Below are 15707 nucleotides of genomic sequence, written 5' to 3' on the forward strand. Positions count from 1 at the left end.
GAGGGACGACTACTTGCGCGAAGCGGGGCGCAGATCGTAGTCGAAATACTGGTGCATCAGCCTGACAAAGGTGCCGTCGGCATAAACGCTGTCGAGCGCCTTGTTGAAGGTTTCGGCCAGCGCCTTGTCGCGGGGGCGCACGGCGATCGCATTACCGCGGCCGAAAATCGATTCCGGGCTGTCGATGCGCGGGCCGACCTGCACCAATTGACTGTCCGGCTTGCCGATGCCGAGCGTTTCCAGCGCGACCGGATAGTTGAGAAAGGCCAGATCGAGGCGCTGCGTCTGCAGATCCAGCGCCACCTCGTCAGCGGTCGCGTAGCGGTGGATGTCCAGCGTATCGCCGTAGCGCTGGGTCACATAGGCGTCCTGGGTGGTGCCGCGCTGCACGCCGGCGCTCAGGCCCTTCAGCGACTGCGGATCGTCGAGGTTGATGTCGCTGCCGCGGCGAGCGACCCACACCTTGGGCGACATGGCGTAGGGCTCGGTGAACAGCACCTGGCGCTCGCGCTCCGGCGTAATGCGCATCGATGACATGATGGCGTCGTATTTGCGTGACAGCAGGCCGGGAATAATGCCATCCCAGCCCTGTACGACCCATTCGCAATCGAGGTCGGCGCGTTTGCAGAGTTCGTGGCCCAAATCGATCTCGAAACCTTCCAGTTTGCCGGCGGCGTTGCGGTATTCGAAGGGCGGGTAGGGCACGTCGACGGCGATACGCACCTGTTGCGGCGTCTGATTATCGGCATACGCGCCGAGTGGGATAGCGAAGGTCGCCGCAGCCAGCAGCAAAAGTGCGCCGCAGCGGCGCATGAAAGGCATTATCACGAGAAGTCCTCGATTTGTGAGCATTGTTATCGGCGCTATAAACGGAAACGCATTATATGCGGCCGACCTTCAGTCTGACGCAGGATGCTAGACCTCAAACCCGCCTTATGGGGCCGGGATAGGCGGCCACGCGGTCATCGCTGGTCAGCAGTAAAATACCTTCGTATTCCGCCTGCGCTACCAGAATCCGGTCAAAAGGATCGCGGTGAAGCGGCGGCAAATGGCTGATGGCGAGCGTATGGCTGCTGATGATCGGCAGCTCTTCATAGCCGTTTTCCACCAGCCCCCGCCGGAACAGATGTGGATCGACCCGGAAGGTGGGCTTGCCCAGGCCGCTTTTTATGGTGACCTCCCAGATGCTCGCCGCGCTGAAGAAAAGCCGATTTTCCGGCGCCTCGAGCAGCGCCCTGGCCTCCCTGGCGAGGCGCTCCGGGAAGCCGGCTGCCCATAACAACAGATGCGTATCCAGCAGCAGATTCATTCAACCCTCGAACGTGTCGGCAATATCCGTTTCGTCGAGGCGATCGAAATCCTCCGGCACCTGTATCTGTCCCTTGAGAAATCCCAGCCGCTGGACCCGGGCGGGTTCTGGCGTGTCGATGGCTGTCACACGTGCCAATGGCTTGCCGGCCCTGGCAATAATAAAGGGCTCGCCCTTCGCCGCCCTGTCCACCAACTGGGACAGGCGCGTTTTGGCATCGTGCATGTTGATAATATCCATGCTATCTCCAATATCAACCTGGTCCGGTTAGCTTAGTCCATACTCGGGCGCCAGAAAACCCATCCATCTGTTTCAGCGCTCCCCGGACTGTGCCAGCTGCTCGCGGCGTGCCTCGCCCTGGCGGGTCAGCATCCAGCCGGGGTACTCACTCGGCAGGGCGCTGACCGCCTCCAGCGTTGCCAGTTCCTCCGGCGTCAGGCGTATCTCGGTGGCACCGAGGTTGTCGTCGAGCTGTTCGAGACGTTTGGCACCGACGATCACGCTGGTCACTGCCGGCTGGTGCAAAAGCCAGCCAAGGGCAATACGCGCCACCGAGACGCCACGCTGTTCGGCCATCGGCGCCATCGCCTCGACGCAGTCGAAGACGCGCTCGCGATTGACCGGCGGGAAGTCGAAGCTGGCGCGGCGGTTAGCGGCGTCCGTTTCGCCATCGCGGTGGTACTTGCCGCTCAAAAAGCCGCCGGCCAGCGGGCTCCATACCATCAGGCCGAGGTTCTCGCTGGCCATCATCGGCACCAGTTCACGTTCCAGATCGCGCCCGGCGAGGGTGTAGTAGGCCTGCAGCGACTCGAAGCGGTGCCAGCCGTGCTGACGGGCGATGCCCAGCGCCTTGACGATCTGCCAGGCGGCCCAGTTGGAGACGCCGACGTAGCGCACATGGCCGTGCTCGACGAGCGTATGCAGGGCACGTACCGTCTCCTCGATCGGGGTGGCGGGGTCGAAGCCGTGGATCTGATAAAGATCGATATGTTCGAGCTGCAGCCGCTTCAGACTCGCCTTGACCCCCTCCATGATGTGATAGCGCGAGGCGCCGCGGTTGTTGACCCCCGGCCCGCCGTGGGGATTGTCGCCGCCGGTGGTGCCGAACACCTTGGTCGCGACCACCACGTCATCGCGCGCGACGCCCAGGTTTTTCAGCGCCTGACCGGTCATGACCTCGGACTCCCCCTGCGAATAGACATCGGCAGTGTCGATGAAGTTGACGCCCGCCTCCAGCGCGCGGCCGACCAGCCGATCGGCATCCGCCTGGTGTAGATCGCCGATCTTCTGCCACATCTCGCCCCGACCGCCGAAGGTCATGGTGCCCAGGCAGAGTTCGGAGACGAACAGGCCGGTATTGCCGAGTTTGCGATAATTCATGATCAGAACTCCTGTATGAGTGACACACTGCGCAGACAGTCTGGATGCCATTCGCCCAGCGGTGTGGCGCGATCGCCCGCCATTCTTGCCTGTTCCTGCATCGGCGCTGGTCGCCATCGGCGTCGGGTCGTAATCTGGCACCACGTTGTGACAGGAGGTGGGATACCGCCATGACCACCCTTATGCGGGATACATCAGGCGACGCCCCTGCCCTGGCGGCGCAGCGCGACGCCCTGCCACCCATGCAGCGCGAGCTGCCGGTTCTGCTCGATCGTCTGACCGCCGGGCGTGACGGCAAGCATCGCAGCGCTATCGCCGGGCTGACCCTCAACCGGCTGAGTGCCCCCCGGCCGCCGCGCCACGTGATCCAGGCGCCGGTCTTCAGCGTCATCGCTCAGGGCAGCAAGCGGCTGTCGCTGGGCGAGGCGCTGTACGGCTACGACCCGCTGCACTATATGGTGTCGCCGGTGGATCTGCCGGTAATGGCGCAGGTCGACGACGCCAGCCGCTCGCGGCCCTATCTGGGGCTGCGCCTCGATCTGGATCTCGACATGCTGGACGGCCTGGTCAGCGCCATGCCGCCTGCCGTCGGGGGAGGCGCAGAGACGCCGCGCGGTCTGCACGTCGCTGCGCTGAACGCGCCGCTGCTGGACGCCGTGCTGCGGCTGCTGCGACTGCTCGAGCAGCCGGCGGATATCGCCGTACTGGCGCCGCTCTACAAACGCGAGATTCTCTACCGCCTGATCAGCGGTGAGCAGGGAGCGGCGCTGGCCGCCATGGTCGTACGTGACAGCCACGCCGCCCGGGTGCGCGCGGCGGTGGCGCTGCTGCGCGAGCGCTGCGACCGCGGCATCAGCATGGCCGAACTGGCGCGCAGCGTGAACATGAGCGTCTCCTCGCTGCATCACCATTTTCGTGCGGTGACTTCGATGAGCCCGCTGCAGTTTCACAAGCGCGTGCGGCTGGAAGAGGCGCGGCGTCTGTTGCTGGGCGGCGGTCTGGAGATGGCGATTATCGCGCGCCGGGTGGGCTATGAAAGCCCGTCACAGTTCAGCCGCGAATACCGCCGCCTGTTCGGCTTTTCGCCGCGCGAGGATCAGCGCCGCTGGCGCGCCATGGCGCGCGGGGAGAAGCAGATCGGCGGCGTCGGCTGACGGCAAGGCTGGCGTTGTTGACGTGCTGGATGCCGGACAGTACAGGAGAAAGCAGCGACGTGGCATCAAAATGCCATCAGGTTACGGCCAGTGCGCGGCGCCTCCTGCATTTACCTGGTGCGGCGAACGGCATCCAGAGCGAGATAAGTAAGAAAGCCGCCACTGGCAACAAGGACCAGGCCCATTACGATTTCCATGTCTATATCTCCGCAATCTCTCTGATCTTGACGCCGATCTGGCGGTGCAGAGCAAAGCATCCGATGGCAATGGAAAGCAGCGCTGCAAACCCGCCCAACAACAAAAACCATGAGGCAGAATGGAAGCTTGTCAGTAACCATCCGACAAGGCTGATGGCGGTAACAATCAGGATTCCCAACCACAGCTTGAGATAGGCAAGCTCTTCTTTCAGTCCATCCAGCTTCGGCATTGTTGATCTTTTGGCATCCAGGTATCCGCAGTATAACACGACAGATCGGTGTCGTCGGTTGACAGGGCGCAGGTAGCTCAGTAGTCCACCACCAGATCGGTTTTGGGCCGGCTGCAGCAGGAGAGAATGTAGCCGTCCTCGATATCCTCGTCGTCGATACCGCCGTTGTGCTCCATCTCGACCTCGCCGGACTTGAGCGCCACCCGGCAGGTACCGCAGATGCCCATGCCGCAGCCGCGGGGGATATGCAGGCCGAGCTTGGAGGCCGCCGCCTGCACGGTTTCGCCGGGCTGGATGCGCACGCTCTTGCCGGAGCCGGCGAACTCGACGCTGAGCAGCTCGTTGTAGGCCACTTCCTCGTTTTCGGCCTCGGCCTGCTCGGCCAGTTCGATGACGTCTTCCTTGACCTCGGCCGGCGTAGCGCCGAACAGTTCCTCATGGTAGTGATCCATATTGAAGCCGTTCTTGCGCAGGATCTTCTTGACCGCCTCCATGTAGGGTGCCGGGCCACAGCAGAAGATTTCGCGCTCCAGGTAGTCCGGCGAGATCAGCTCCAGCATCGGCTCGGTCAGAAAGCCGCGATAGCCCGCCCAGGTCTCGCCCAGATCCGCCTTGCTTTCGCAGATGATGTGCAGATTGAAGTCCGGGATGCGCGAGAACATGTGGATCAGTTCGCGGTGATAGATCACATCCGAAGGGGCGCGGGCGCTGTGCACGAAGTCGATATCGATGCTGGCGTTGGTGTCGAAAAACCAGCGCGTCATCGACATCAGCGGCGTGATGCCGACGCCGCCGGAGAGAAACAGCACCTTGTCGGCCGGGAAGTCGATGGCGTTGAAATTGCCCACCGGGCCGTGCACCACCAGCTCGACACCCTCTTTCATGTTGTCGTGCAGCCAGCCGGATACCAGGCCGCCGGGCAGGTGCTTGACCGTGATCGAGAAGCTGTAGGGAATGGAAGGCGAGCTGGAGATGGTGTAGGAGCGCATCACCTGCTGGCCGTTGATCTCCAGCTCGAGGGTGACGAACTGCCCCGGCTTGAAAAAGTACATCACCGGCTGTTCGGACATGAAACAGAAGGTGCGGACATCCTTCGTTTCCTGGATCACCTTGACGCAGCGCACCTGGTGGCGGCCGTTGGTCCAGGTCTGGGTATTGACCGGATTCAAATAGTTGGTGCTGCTCATTGTCGTCTCTGCCCGCCGGCGCCTGTGAAAGCCTTTATCACCTTCCGTGTCCCGCTCGTGCTGTCACGCTGTGTGCACGGCTCAGTGACCTCCCGAAGCCTGCATTCTGGGTCGACGTCCTGCCTGCGGCTTGTCTGTTAGCGACGCGTGCATGTCTCTTTTCCCCCGCCGCAATACGACCAAAGGCCCACCTGGTCGTCAGCGCGTCATCCGGCGTCGCGAATGAATAACCGCCCATTGCCCGGCTGTCACAAAATCATGACCGTGGGTAGTGCTATTCGTGCGTATCCTGTGTGCCCGCGCCCGCATTACGGACAGGGCAGAATTTGAATCCGAAAGCCGCATATATAGCGGGCGTTTTGTATAACAGGAGTTTGCCATGGACCTGATTGCTTCTGCCGGAGCCGATGACGTCACTCGCGGCGTGCGCGACAGCGCTGCAGCCATGTTGTATTCACGCGATCGTAACTTTTCGCTGCCGCAGCCGTTTTATAACGATACTCGGCTGTTCGCGCTCGATATGCAGGAGATTTTCCAGAAGGAGTGGCTTTTCGCCGGTATGACCTGCGAAATTCCCAAAAAGGGTAACTACCTGACTCTGGAGATCGGCGATAACCCGGTGATCATCGTGCGCGGCACCAACGGCCAGGTGCACGCCTTCCATAACGTCTGTCGCCATCGCGGCTCGCGGCTGTGTATGCAGGAGCGTGGCAAGGTCGCCAAGCTGGTCTGTCCCTACCATCAGTGGACCTACGAGCTCGACGGTCGGCTGCTGTTCGCCGGCAGCGACATGGGCGAGAACTTCGATCTGTCGGAGTACGGTCTCAAGCCGGTCCAGGTGCGCACCGCCGGCGGCTATATCTTCATCTGCCTGAGCGACAATCCGCCGGCAGTCGATGATTTCCTCGAGACCCTGGAGCGCTATCTCGAGCCCAGCGGCCTGGCGGATAACGCCAAAGTGGCGGTGGAGTCGAGCATCGTCGAGGATGCCAACTGGAAGCTGGTGATCGAGAACAACCGTGAGTGCTACCACTGCAGCGGTGCCCACCCGGAGCTGCTGGGCTCACTGATGGAGTTCGACGACACCGAGGATCCGCGAGCTACTCAGGAGTACAAGGACCTGGTGGCGCGCAAGCAGGCCGAGTGGAGTGCCTGTGACGTGCCTTTTGAGGTGGCGCGCTTTGGCAGCCGCAACCGCCTGACCCGCACGCCGCTCTCCGGCGAAGCGGTGTCGATGACGATGGATGGCAAGCCCGGCAGCAAAAAGCTGATGGGTCGCATGACCAGCACTGACATGGGCTCGCTGCGTATTCTGCACCTGCCCAACTCCTGGAACCATATCATGGGCGATCACGCCGTGGTGTTCCGGGTACTGCCGCTGGGTCCACAGAAGACCATGGTGACCACCAAGTGGCTGGTGCACAAGGACGCCGTCGAAGGGGTCGATTACGATCCCGAAGAGCTGCGCAAGGTGTGGGATGCCACCAACGATCAGGATCGGCGGCTTGCCGAGGAGAACCAGCGCGGCATCAACTCGATCGCCTATCAGCCGGGACCCTACTCGGAGACTTTCGAGTTCGGTGTGATCGATTTCGTTAACTGGTACGCCGAGCGCATGCTCGACAACATGGGGCGCTCGCCGCGCCTGCAGCTGGTGCGCGGCGGCTGAGTCGCGCGCGTGCCGCGATGCTGAAACGCCACAGGGCCCGCTTTTGCGGGCCCTGTGGCGTTTGGGGCTGTATTCAGTAATCTCGGCGTGTTTTGCACCAATGACATGAATTAAGGTGCCAAAATGCACCATTTAAGTGCCATTGGGAGGTGGGCCCGAGTTTACTCGGGGATAGGTTTTTTGAGTTCTTTCTTAAAGCAATGAAATAAAGCATTTTTTTAATAATGGCATGCTTTTTGCTGACTCATTGATAGAGCTGTTCGGCAATTTACTTTACTTTTCATGTGATGAAGGTTGTATTGGTTGGCCGCAATGTGAAGCTGAGAAGTTTTCCCAACATGCCGCATCGCCCCAGACCACATGAAGTCTTCGCATAACACAGGCGGTGGGCACGTCAATCTTCAAAGAGGCTTATATGCAGTTGATCAATCGGTGGGTGAGTCTTGCGTTGCTGTATCTGGCGGGAGCTGCTCTGTTGGCGATGGTGTTTCTCGTCGTCGGCAACATCATCATGCGCCAGGTTAGCTCCTCTTTCGGCGGTACCACCGAAGTAGTCGGTTGGCTGACGGCCGTGGTCGTGGCGCTGTCTCTGGCGTATTCCCAGCGTGTAAAGGCTCACGTTGAGCTGGACTTGCTAGTTGCTCACCTGCCCTTGCGACTGCAGGCCGTGATGTCGCTGTTGGTGGCATTGGGGAGTTGTCTGTTTTTTACCATGGTGGCGTGGAAGCTTTGGGAGTACGGCCTCAATGCCATGCAGCGGGGGACGTTGTCGCAAACCTTGCGCGTGGCGATTTATCCGTTCGTTTATTTGGTGGCATTGGGCTTCTCGGCTTTTTGCCTGGTACTACTGGGCGATTTTTTCGACAGTCTTGGAAAGGTGGTGGCGCAATGAGCATGACCATGGTGGCACTGGTGGGAATACTCTGCCTGTTCCTGCTCATTCTCGTGAAAGTTCCCATCAGCTTCGCAATGTTCATGGTGGGGTTTTTCGGCATGCTCTACATGACCAGCCCCATCGCCGCTTACAACGTAATCAGCTCCGGTATTTGGGAACAATTGTCGGGCTATTCGCTCAGCGTCATCCCGCTTTTCATCTTCATGGGCGAGCTTTTGTTCCGTTCCGGCATTACCGAGAAGATCTTTGCGTCGGCCTACGCCTGGATCGGTCATTTGCGCGGTTCGATGGCCACCACCACCATTTTGAGCAGTGCTGGCTTTGCGGCGGTCAGCGGCTCGAACACTGCCACGGCCGCGACCGTGGGCACCATCGCGCTGCCCGAGATGAAGAAGTTTGGTTACAACCGGGCGCTGAGCGCGGGTAGCGTCGCCGCTGGCGGGACCCTTGGGGTAATCATCCCGCCAAGCTCGGTATTGATCGTCATTGCCTTGCAGGCAGAGCTCGCCATTCGCGATCTGTTTCTGGCCAGTATCATGCCCGGTCTCATTTTGGTGGTGTTGTTTATCGTCACCATCGCCCTGCTTTGCCACTTAAAACCGCACATGGGGCCTGCGGGAAGGCGTTCCACGTGGTCGGTGCGTTGGCGCTCGTTGAAGGGGGTCATCGAGGTGGCGGCGCTCTTCATGCTGGTATTGGGTGGGCTGTTTTCGGGTTGGTTCACCTCGACGGAGGCGGCCGCCGTCGGCTGCGTTGGCGCCATGCTAATCACCTTGCTCCAGGGCAAGCTCTCGGTTGCGGTACTCCAGGCGGCAATCGCCAATGCCTTGAAGTCGTCGGCGATGATTCTGATGCTGATTGCCGGGGCCGTGATCTTTGGGCGTTTTCTCACCATCACTCGGTTGCCGTTCATGGTGGGTGAGTGGGCGGCGGCACTGCCACTGCCGGCGATCCTGGTCATGGCATGTATTTTGTTGATTTACATCATCGGCGGTGCCTTGATGGATGCCATGGGCTTTCTGATCATTTCGATCCCTATATTTTTTCCGGTGGCCATGGCACTCGGTTACGACCCGGTATGGTTTGGCGTGGTGGTCTGCATCGTGACCAGCATGGGTGCGATTACCCCGCCCGTGGGCGTCAACGCCTTCATTGTCAAGAGTCTGGATGACGAGCTTCGTATGGGCGAAACCTTCCGAGGCGTAGGGTACTTTTTGCCGCCCTATATCCTGTGTATCGGGTTGCTTTTGGTGGTGCCGCAACTGGTGTTATTCATTCTCTAGCAAAGTGGCTGCGGCCCACGGTTGGTGGGCGGCGCGCGCAGAGCGATCAACCGGTGATGACGGGCCATAGTAGTCGTATCTGCCGACCTTAAACTTGAATTTTCATGTGATTAATATATCTAGGCAATTGACATGAGCATCCTCATCTCTTCATTGATGCTGGGCAAAGGTGGAAAACGCGTCGTCGTCAAAGACTCGATCGACATTGCAGGCTCGCCCACCCAGGCAGGCTCGGCGGCCCTCGCCGAGGCGGCGCCCGCGACGGCGCATGCCGATATCGTCGCGCGAACGCTTCAGGCGGGCTATCGCATCGTCGGCAAGGCCAACCTGCACGAATTGGCGTTTGGCATGACCGGGGTGAATGGCTGGGCGGGTACGCCTGAAAACCCGCGTTACCCGGCGCTGATTCCTGGTGGTTCGTCGAGCGGCTCGGCGGCGGCAGTGGCTTCGGGGTTGGCCGAGATCGGTATCGGCACCGACACCGGCGGTTCGATTCGCGTGCCGGCTGCCTGCTGTGGTGTGTATGGCTTCAAGCCCACTTTCGGCCGATTGAGTCGCGAGGGCGTCATGCCGGCTGTGAGCAGCCTCGACTGCGTCGGCCCGTTCGCCGCTGATCTTGCCGAGTTGATCGGTTTCATGAAGGCGGTCGATAAGGGCTTTGCGCAGGCGTCACTCGGCCCGGTCACCTCCTTGGGCATGGCCGAGGTGGCGGCCGAGCCGGCCATCGTCGAGGGCATCGATCGACAGGTGGAAAAGGCGGGGGTACCCCGTTCGAGCGTGTCCCTCGGGATGCTCGACGAGGCGTTTCAAGCGGCCATGACGATCATCAAACGTGAAACTTATTTGGCCTACGAAGGGTTATTGGCGAGCGGCAAACTCGGCAGTGATGTGGACAAGCGCTTGCGTGCGGCAGCCGTCACGACCGATGCGGATGTCGCCGAGGCCGAAAAGGTGCGTCGTGCCTTTACCGCCAAGGTGGATGCCTTGCTGGACCGGCACGACTATCTCGTGCTGCCCACTCTGCCGCACTTTCCCATGACGCTTCGCGAGGCACTGGCCGGTCAGCAGGATCTCGACCTGTCGCGCTTTGCACGCCCTTTCAACCTTTCCGGTCATCCTGCGTTATCGCTGCCCTTGGCGTCGCATCGCGGCTTGCCGGTGGCGATGCAATTGATAGGACGCCATGGCGATGATGCCGGCGTTTGCCGGGCCGGGTGGCAGTTGCTGCACCCAGCCAGCCACCGGGATGACACCGCCAATAGGAGATAATCATGCCGCATTACGTGGATAAAGAGCAGTGGGGTGGTGAGGCGCGCTTCGATGCCCTGCTCGAGACGATTCGGTCACGGCGAAAGGAGATCGAACAACAACGCCATATACCGTCAGACATCATCGATGCCTTCAAGGAGATCGGCGTGTATCGGGCCATGGTACCCAAGCGCTTTGGCGGCGATGAAAAGTCCCCCGCCGAATTTTTGCGCATGGTCGAGGCGGTTTCCGCCGCGGATGGCTCGGCGGGGTGGGTGGCGAGTTTCGGCATGAGCCCTGCCTACTTGGCGGCGCTGCCGGAAAAGACGCTCGAAAAGGTATGGCAAGAGAGCCCGGATGTGGTCTTTGCTGGTGGTATTTTCCCCCCCCAGCCTGCTGTGTGCACGGCGAATGGCTTCAAGGTGAGCGGGCGCTGGAAGTTTGCAAGTGGTTGCATGGGCGCATCGCTTTTTGGGGTAGGCATCATGCCCGAGGAAGAGGGAGCGCTACCGCGTATGGCGGTTCTGCCTCGTGAGCAGGTCGAGATCGATCCTACGTGGAACATGATCGGCATGGTGGGCACTGGTAGTCACGATCTTCTTGTCGACGATGTTGAGGTTCCCGAAGAGTGGACCTTCGTCCGCGGAGGCAAGCCGAATCTCGATGAAATTTTCTTTCGTTACCCATCGCTCTCTTTTGCCGCCCAGGTGTTGTCAGTCACAACGCTTGGTATGGCTCGTGAGGCGCTGGATGTGGTGCGCGCCTCTGTCAAGGGGCGCAAATCGATTACTGGCGCACCCAACCTGGGCGAGCGCGAGTATGCCCAGATCGCTCTGGCCAAAGCCGAAGCGCGGGTTCAGTCCGCAAGGCTTTTCTTTTACGAAAGCATCGATGATGTCTGGAAATGCATCGAATCGGGCCAGGAGCCAAGCCGCGAGGAAGTCAATTTGTTGCGCTTGTCGACCACCCATCTTACCCATGAATGTGCCGGGGCCATTCACGAGATCTACCGCATCAGCGGCATGAACGGCGCCGACAACGATCATCCCTTGTCGCGTATTTTGCGCGATTCGCAGCTTTGTACCCAGCACGCCTTCATGGGCGAGATTACCTGGAAAAACGCCGGAGCGATCTTCTTCGGCCATGACCCGTTGCCGGGCTACTTATGACCGGTATCACGTATTCATAACGAATCATCACCCTGGTTAAAGGAGCGTCACTATGCATCGCGTACTGTTTTGCATTGGTATCAATCAAAACTTCATGAATGCGCCGTTCGAGGAAGGCAAGCAGGTATGGCAGGCGTTCAGCCAGATGATGCAAGGCATCGACGGTCTGCCGGGCGTCAATATTCTGGGCATCATGGATGACGATCGTATCATGGTCGGTCCGTCGATGACCGCCCCCTGGACTGCCTACATCATGGCCGACGTGCCCGACTACGACACTGTAGTCGAAGCCTGCAACTTCTTTCGCACCACTCCTGTGGGTGATGGCACCTTCAAGCTGTGGAAATACGCTCGGGTCGAGGCGCGTATTGGCCGCGAGCTGGTGGTCCCTGAATAATTGAAGCCACCGAAATACCATGTGTTGATCGAATAAAACGCTTTGAAATGCCCTCGAAAAAGGCCTTGGCCAAGCGATCAGGATAACCGCATGAACCAGTTAATAGACGCCAAAGACATTACCCTGGACACCGAAAAATTGGTTGAAAGCGATCAGATCGCCTCGTCCATGTACACCGACGAGGCCCTGTTCGATATAGAGCAGGACCGGATTTTCCGCCAAACCTGGGTGTGGGTCGCTCATGAAAGCGAAGTGCCCGACAAGGGATCCTTCAAACTCTCCCACGTGGGTCGTGAGCCGGTTATCGTCTCGCGCGACCGTAAGCGTAATCTTCACGTCATGCTGAACCGCTGCCGCCACCGCGGGGCTACGGTATGCGAAATCCACAAGGGCAAAACCTCTTCGTTCCAATGTCCCTACCATGGCTGGGGATATGGGCTGGATGGCAGCCTTCGCGCCATTCCACATCCCGAGCAGTACGGGGAGTCGTTTGACAAGGCGGAGTATGGCCTTTTCGCCCTACGTACCGAAAGCTATAACGGTATGATTTTCGCTACCTTCAACGACGATATCGAACCCCTCGAGGAATTTCTGGGAGCTGCCAAAAAGTGGATTGATCTGTTCATGAAGCAGGGCGGTGGCTTTCCAGTGAAGACCATGGGCGAGCATCAATTCTCGGTGCCCATGAACTGGAAAGTACAGCTCGAAAACACCACTGATGCTTACCACTTTCCGGTGGTTCACAAGTCGTTTTTAAAATCTCTCGATGGTGAAGCCGAGGAAACGTTCACCTTCCTCGAAGGCGAGGGTTTCGTGGAAGACCTGGGCAACGGCCACTCGGTCATGGTCATGATTCCCGAACTGGTGGATCTGGAAGATGACCTGGAGCGCAAGATTCCCGAACGCTTTGAGGCCCTGGCCGAGGAGCTTCGTAGTGAAGGCTACCTCGATGACCAGGTGCGTCGCATCGTTCGCGCCGTGGGGGGCTCGGGCTTCAACCTGAACCTTTTCCCTAACGTGGCCTGCTCCATGGCGTTTTTCCGGGTATTGACGCCGATGGCCGTCAATCGGACTGACATTCGCCATATCGCCATCGGCATGGACGGTGGCCCGGCGGTCGCCAATCGTATGCGCTTGCGCCTGCACGAGCACTTCCAGGGGCCCATGGGCTTTGGTTCTCCTGACGATGCCGAAGTATGGGAGCGTATTCAGCGCGGCGTGGATGGCGGTAAGGAATTACCCATTCTAGTCAATCGCGGTATCGATAAAGAGATTCGGGGTGAAGACGGCCCACGGGGACACGTCTCGGACGAAACGGGTATGCGTGCCGCTTATTCGATGTGGAAACGGATGATGCAGGAGTAATTCATGAGCAACAGCGAACACAACGAACTACTGTCGCGCGTTACCCGGTTCATCTGGGGCGAAGCAGCTTTGCTGGATGCCAGAGAGTACGATGCCTGGCTCGATCTTTGGCAGACCGAAGGGATGTATATCATTCCTATCGAAGAAGCCGAGAACTATGCCGAAGTACTCAACCTCTGCTACGACAATGACAAGATGCGTCGTGACCGTATCAAGCGCTTCCAGGAGGGCTTTTCGATTTCGTCGGCCCCGCCCGCGATCACCGTTCGTACGGTATCGCGTTTCAAGATTGATGCGCTGGAAGGTGACACTGTCGTAGTCTCCTGCGCCCAGCACCTGGTCGAAGACAAGTTCGGTCGCCAGCGCCTTTGGGCCGCTAACCTGCGCTATACCCTCACTGCCACTGATGCGAGCTTCACGCTAAAAGAGAAGGTGGTTCGTCTGCTCAATTCGGATGGAGTGCTGAATTCGTTCAGCTATTTATTCTAATGGCCGCACCACTTCCTGACAGGATACAGACCGCCGTGATTACTGGCGGCGCCCGTGGGCTTGGCGTTCATATCGTGCGAGCTCTGCACCAGGCCGGGTTTCGTGTGGTGATCACCGACATCGACCCGACCCCTGCAGAAGCGCTGGTCTCCGAGCTCGACCTGGCCGGTGAAACTGCCGTGACGGCCACGCTCGACGTGGATAAGCCCGCCGATTTTCAGACCGTACTGGATAAAGTCATCGACCGTTTCGGTAGCTGCGAGGTACTGGTGAACAACGCCGCGCGTACCGCTGCCCAGGGCGTCTTCGACATCGACCCCGCCGACTTCAATGCCGTGATGGCCACCAATGCCGGAGGCATCTTTACCGGTTGCCAGGTATTTGGGCGCCACTTTCGCGAACGCGGCTATGGCCGGCTGATCAACCTGGCATCGCTTGCCGGACAAAACGGAGGCACGGCCACCGGCGCGCACTACGCCGCCTCCAAGGGGGCCATCTTGACCTTGACCAAGATCTTTGCCCGCGATCTGGCAGGCGACGGCGTGACCTGCAACGCCATCGCGCCAGGACCGCTGGATACCCCCATGGTGCGCGAGGTTCTAGGCGATAACCTGGATAAGGCGCTTGCCAAAATCCCGGTGGGAAAACTGGGCGCTCCCGACGTGGTGGCGCAGATGGTGGCGTTCCTGGCCGGCCCAAAAGCGGGGTTCGTGACTGGCGCTTGCTGGGATGCCAACGGTGGCATTTACATGCGCTAAGCACAGGAGATGACCATGACAGACGACACCTTGACGCTTCGCGTCGACCGCCGGGACGTGCACACCAACGAGATCGCCGTGATCGACCTGGTGGCTGCCGACGGGAGCGACTTGCCGCCTTTCGAAGCAGGGGCACATATCGATGTTCACCTCGGCGAGGGGCTCATCCGTCAATACTCGCTGAGTAATGCGCCCAGCGAGCGCCACCGTTACCGCCTCGGCGTTCTACTGGATCCTGGGTCTCGAGGGGGGTCTCGCGCGGTGCATGCCGACCTGCACGAAGGCGTCGAGGTATCGGCCAGTGAGCCGCGCAATTTATTTCCCCTCGATGACTCGGCCGCGCACACCCTGCTGGCCGGAGGCGGTATCGGCATTACGCCGATGATTGCCATGGCTTATGCGCTCAAGGCCGCCGGGCGCTCTTTCGAGCTGCACTATTGTTGCAGAAGCCGTGATAAAGCGGCCTTCATCGAGGAGCTCGAGGCCGAGTTTGGCGAAGCCCTGTCGCTACATGTCGACGATGGCGGCGCGGACCAGCGCCTCGACATCGAGACGGTCCTGGCGTCCAGGCCTACGAACACTCATCTATACGTGTGCGGGCCCACCGGCTTCATGGAGTGGGTGATGGGCGCCGCCAGGACGGCCGAATGGCCCAAAGACCAACTGCACTCGGAGTACTTTAGCGCTGAAGTGGATACCAGCGGTGCGGCGTTCGAGGTGGAGGCGTCGATCAGCGGTGTCACCGTCCAGGTGGAGGAGGGAGTGTCGATCGCCAATGCTCTGAAAGCGGCCGGGGTAAAGGTGGATGTCTCCTGCGAAGAGGGTGTCTGCGGCACCTGTATTTGCGAGGTGTTGGAAGGTGTTCCCGACCACCGCGATCAGTTTTTGAGCGACGAAGAGAAAGCAGACAACGATCAAATCGCCTTGTGCTGTTCGCGTGCCAAAAGCGCGCGGCTGGTCATCGAAATTTGAGATAC

General features: G+C 59.9%; 16 protein-coding genes and 2 pseudogenes. 12 read left to right on the forward strand and 6 right to left on the reverse strand.

All coding sequences use genetic code 11. The features are described from left to right. Nucleotides 1-9: 9 nt before the first annotated feature. Together H146_RS0101350 and H146_RS0101355 are read right to left on the reverse strand one after the other, a co-directional pair. The gene (locus H146_RS0101350) at nucleotides 10-822 is read right to left on the reverse strand and encodes a transporter substrate-binding domain-containing protein (protein WP_019950050.1); all 813 of its coding nucleotides are present in this window, start codon (nucleotides 820-822) and stop codon (nucleotides 10-12) included. Nucleotides 823-922: 100 nt separating this feature from the next. Beyond that, a pseudogene (locus H146_RS0101355) lies at nucleotides 923-1288 on the reverse strand (type II toxin-antitoxin system VapC family toxin); the annotation flags it as partial. On the opposite strand from H146_RS0101355, the pseudogene H146_RS22390 reads away from it, so the two are divergent. Next, nucleotides 1197-1382: pseudogene (locus H146_RS22390) on the forward strand (hypothetical protein); the annotation flags it as partial. The pseudogenes H146_RS0101355 and H146_RS22390 overlap by 92 nt on opposite strands. On the opposite strand, the gene H146_RS0101360 reads toward H146_RS22390, so the two are convergent. Both H146_RS0101360 and H146_RS0101365 read right to left on the reverse strand, forming a co-directional pair. Continuing rightward, complete coding sequence (locus H146_RS0101360) at nucleotides 1310-1549, reverse strand: type II toxin-antitoxin system Phd/YefM family antitoxin (protein ID WP_019950052.1); 240 nt, start codon at nucleotides 1547-1549, stop codon at nucleotides 1310-1312. The pseudogene H146_RS22390 and the gene H146_RS0101360 sit on opposite strands and share 73 nt — an antisense overlap. 72 nt (nucleotides 1550-1621) lie before the next feature. Then, nucleotides 1622-2689, reverse strand: a complete 1068-nt coding sequence (locus H146_RS0101365) for an aldo/keto reductase (protein WP_019950053.1) — start codon at nucleotides 2687-2689, stop codon at nucleotides 1622-1624. A gap of 170 nt (nucleotides 2690-2859) precedes the next feature. Here H146_RS0101365 and H146_RS0101375 point away from each other — a divergent pair, with 170 nt between their 5' ends. After that, nucleotides 2860-3843 carry an AraC family transcriptional regulator gene (locus tag H146_RS0101375; protein ID WP_019950054.1) on the forward strand — a complete coding sequence of 328 codons (984 nt, stop codon included), beginning with the start codon at nucleotides 2860-2862 and terminating at the stop codon, nucleotides 3841-3843. 199 nt (nucleotides 3844-4042) lie between these two features. Here the strand turns inward: H146_RS0101375 and H146_RS0101380 are convergent, their stop codons facing one another. Both H146_RS0101380 and H146_RS0101385 read right to left on the reverse strand, forming a co-directional pair. Further along, the gene (locus H146_RS0101380) at nucleotides 4043-4270 is read right to left on the reverse strand and encodes a hypothetical protein (RefSeq protein WP_019950055.1); all 228 of its coding nucleotides are present in this window, start codon (nucleotides 4268-4270) and stop codon (nucleotides 4043-4045) included. A 77-nt stretch (nucleotides 4271-4347) separates the two neighbouring features. Then, the gene (locus H146_RS0101385) at nucleotides 4348-5457 is read right to left on the reverse strand and encodes an FAD-binding oxidoreductase (RefSeq protein WP_019950056.1); all 1110 of its coding nucleotides are present in this window, start codon (nucleotides 5455-5457) and stop codon (nucleotides 4348-4350) included. Nucleotides 5458-5836: 379 nt separating this feature from the next. Here H146_RS0101385 and H146_RS0101390 point away from each other — a divergent pair, with 379 nt between their 5' ends. The 10 genes from H146_RS0101390 to H146_RS0101435 all read left to right on the forward strand — a co-directional run bounded on the left by H146_RS0101390 (nucleotide 5837) and on the right by H146_RS0101435 (nucleotide 15702). Beyond that, nucleotides 5837-7126: an aromatic ring-hydroxylating oxygenase subunit alpha gene (locus tag H146_RS0101390; RefSeq protein WP_019950057.1), complete on the forward strand. Its 1290-nt coding sequence runs from the start codon at nucleotides 5837-5839 to the stop codon at nucleotides 7124-7126. Between the two features lie 415 nt (nucleotides 7127-7541). After that, nucleotides 7542-8018, forward strand: a complete 477-nt coding sequence (locus H146_RS0101395; protein ID WP_019950058.1) for a TRAP transporter small permease — start codon at nucleotides 7542-7544, stop codon at nucleotides 8016-8018. Then, entirely contained in the window at nucleotides 8015-9304 is a 1290-nt protein-coding gene (locus H146_RS0101400; RefSeq protein ID WP_019950059.1) for a TRAP transporter large permease, read from the forward strand. The genes H146_RS0101395 and H146_RS0101400 overlap by 4 nt, the downstream gene beginning before the upstream one ends. 132 nt (nucleotides 9305-9436) lie before the next feature. After that, entirely contained in the window at nucleotides 9437-10573 is a 1137-nt protein-coding gene (locus tag H146_RS18115; RefSeq protein ID WP_033195309.1) for an amidase, read from the forward strand. A gap of 2 nt (nucleotides 10574-10575) precedes the next feature. Next, complete coding sequence (locus tag H146_RS0101410) at nucleotides 10576-11721, forward strand: acyl-CoA dehydrogenase family protein (protein ID WP_019950061.1); 1146 nt, start codon at nucleotides 10576-10578, stop codon at nucleotides 11719-11721. 52 nt (nucleotides 11722-11773) lie between these two features. Continuing rightward, nucleotides 11774-12118, forward strand: coding sequence for a hypothetical protein (locus H146_RS0101415; protein ID WP_019950062.1), 345 nt, complete (start codon nucleotides 11774-11776; stop codon nucleotides 12116-12118). 90 nt (nucleotides 12119-12208) lie between these two features. Continuing rightward, the gene (locus H146_RS0101420) at nucleotides 12209-13483 is read left to right on the forward strand and encodes an aromatic ring-hydroxylating oxygenase subunit alpha (RefSeq protein ID WP_019950063.1); all 1275 of its coding nucleotides are present in this window, start codon (nucleotides 12209-12211) and stop codon (nucleotides 13481-13483) included. 3 nt (nucleotides 13484-13486) lie between these two features. Beyond that, nucleotides 13487-13972 (forward strand): aromatic-ring-hydroxylating dioxygenase subunit beta, encoded by a 486-nt coding sequence (locus tag H146_RS0101425; RefSeq protein WP_019950064.1) that lies wholly within the window; start codon nucleotides 13487-13489, stop codon nucleotides 13970-13972. Beyond that, nucleotides 13972-14730 (forward strand): SDR family NAD(P)-dependent oxidoreductase, encoded by a 759-nt coding sequence (locus H146_RS0101430; protein ID WP_019950065.1) that lies wholly within the window; start codon nucleotides 13972-13974, stop codon nucleotides 14728-14730. The genes H146_RS0101425 and H146_RS0101430 overlap by 1 nt, the downstream gene beginning before the upstream one ends. A gap of 15 nt (nucleotides 14731-14745) precedes the next feature. Further along, the gene (locus tag H146_RS0101435; RefSeq protein ID WP_019950066.1) at nucleotides 14746-15702 is read left to right on the forward strand and encodes a PDR/VanB family oxidoreductase; all 957 of its coding nucleotides are present in this window, start codon (nucleotides 14746-14748) and stop codon (nucleotides 15700-15702) included. The last annotated feature ends 5 nt before the right edge of the window (nucleotides 15703-15707 follow it).

The sequence above is a fragment of the Kushneria aurantia DSM 21353 genome, assembly GCF_000382245.1.
Classification (GTDB): Bacteria; Pseudomonadota; Gammaproteobacteria; order Pseudomonadales; family Halomonadaceae; genus Kushneria; species Kushneria aurantia.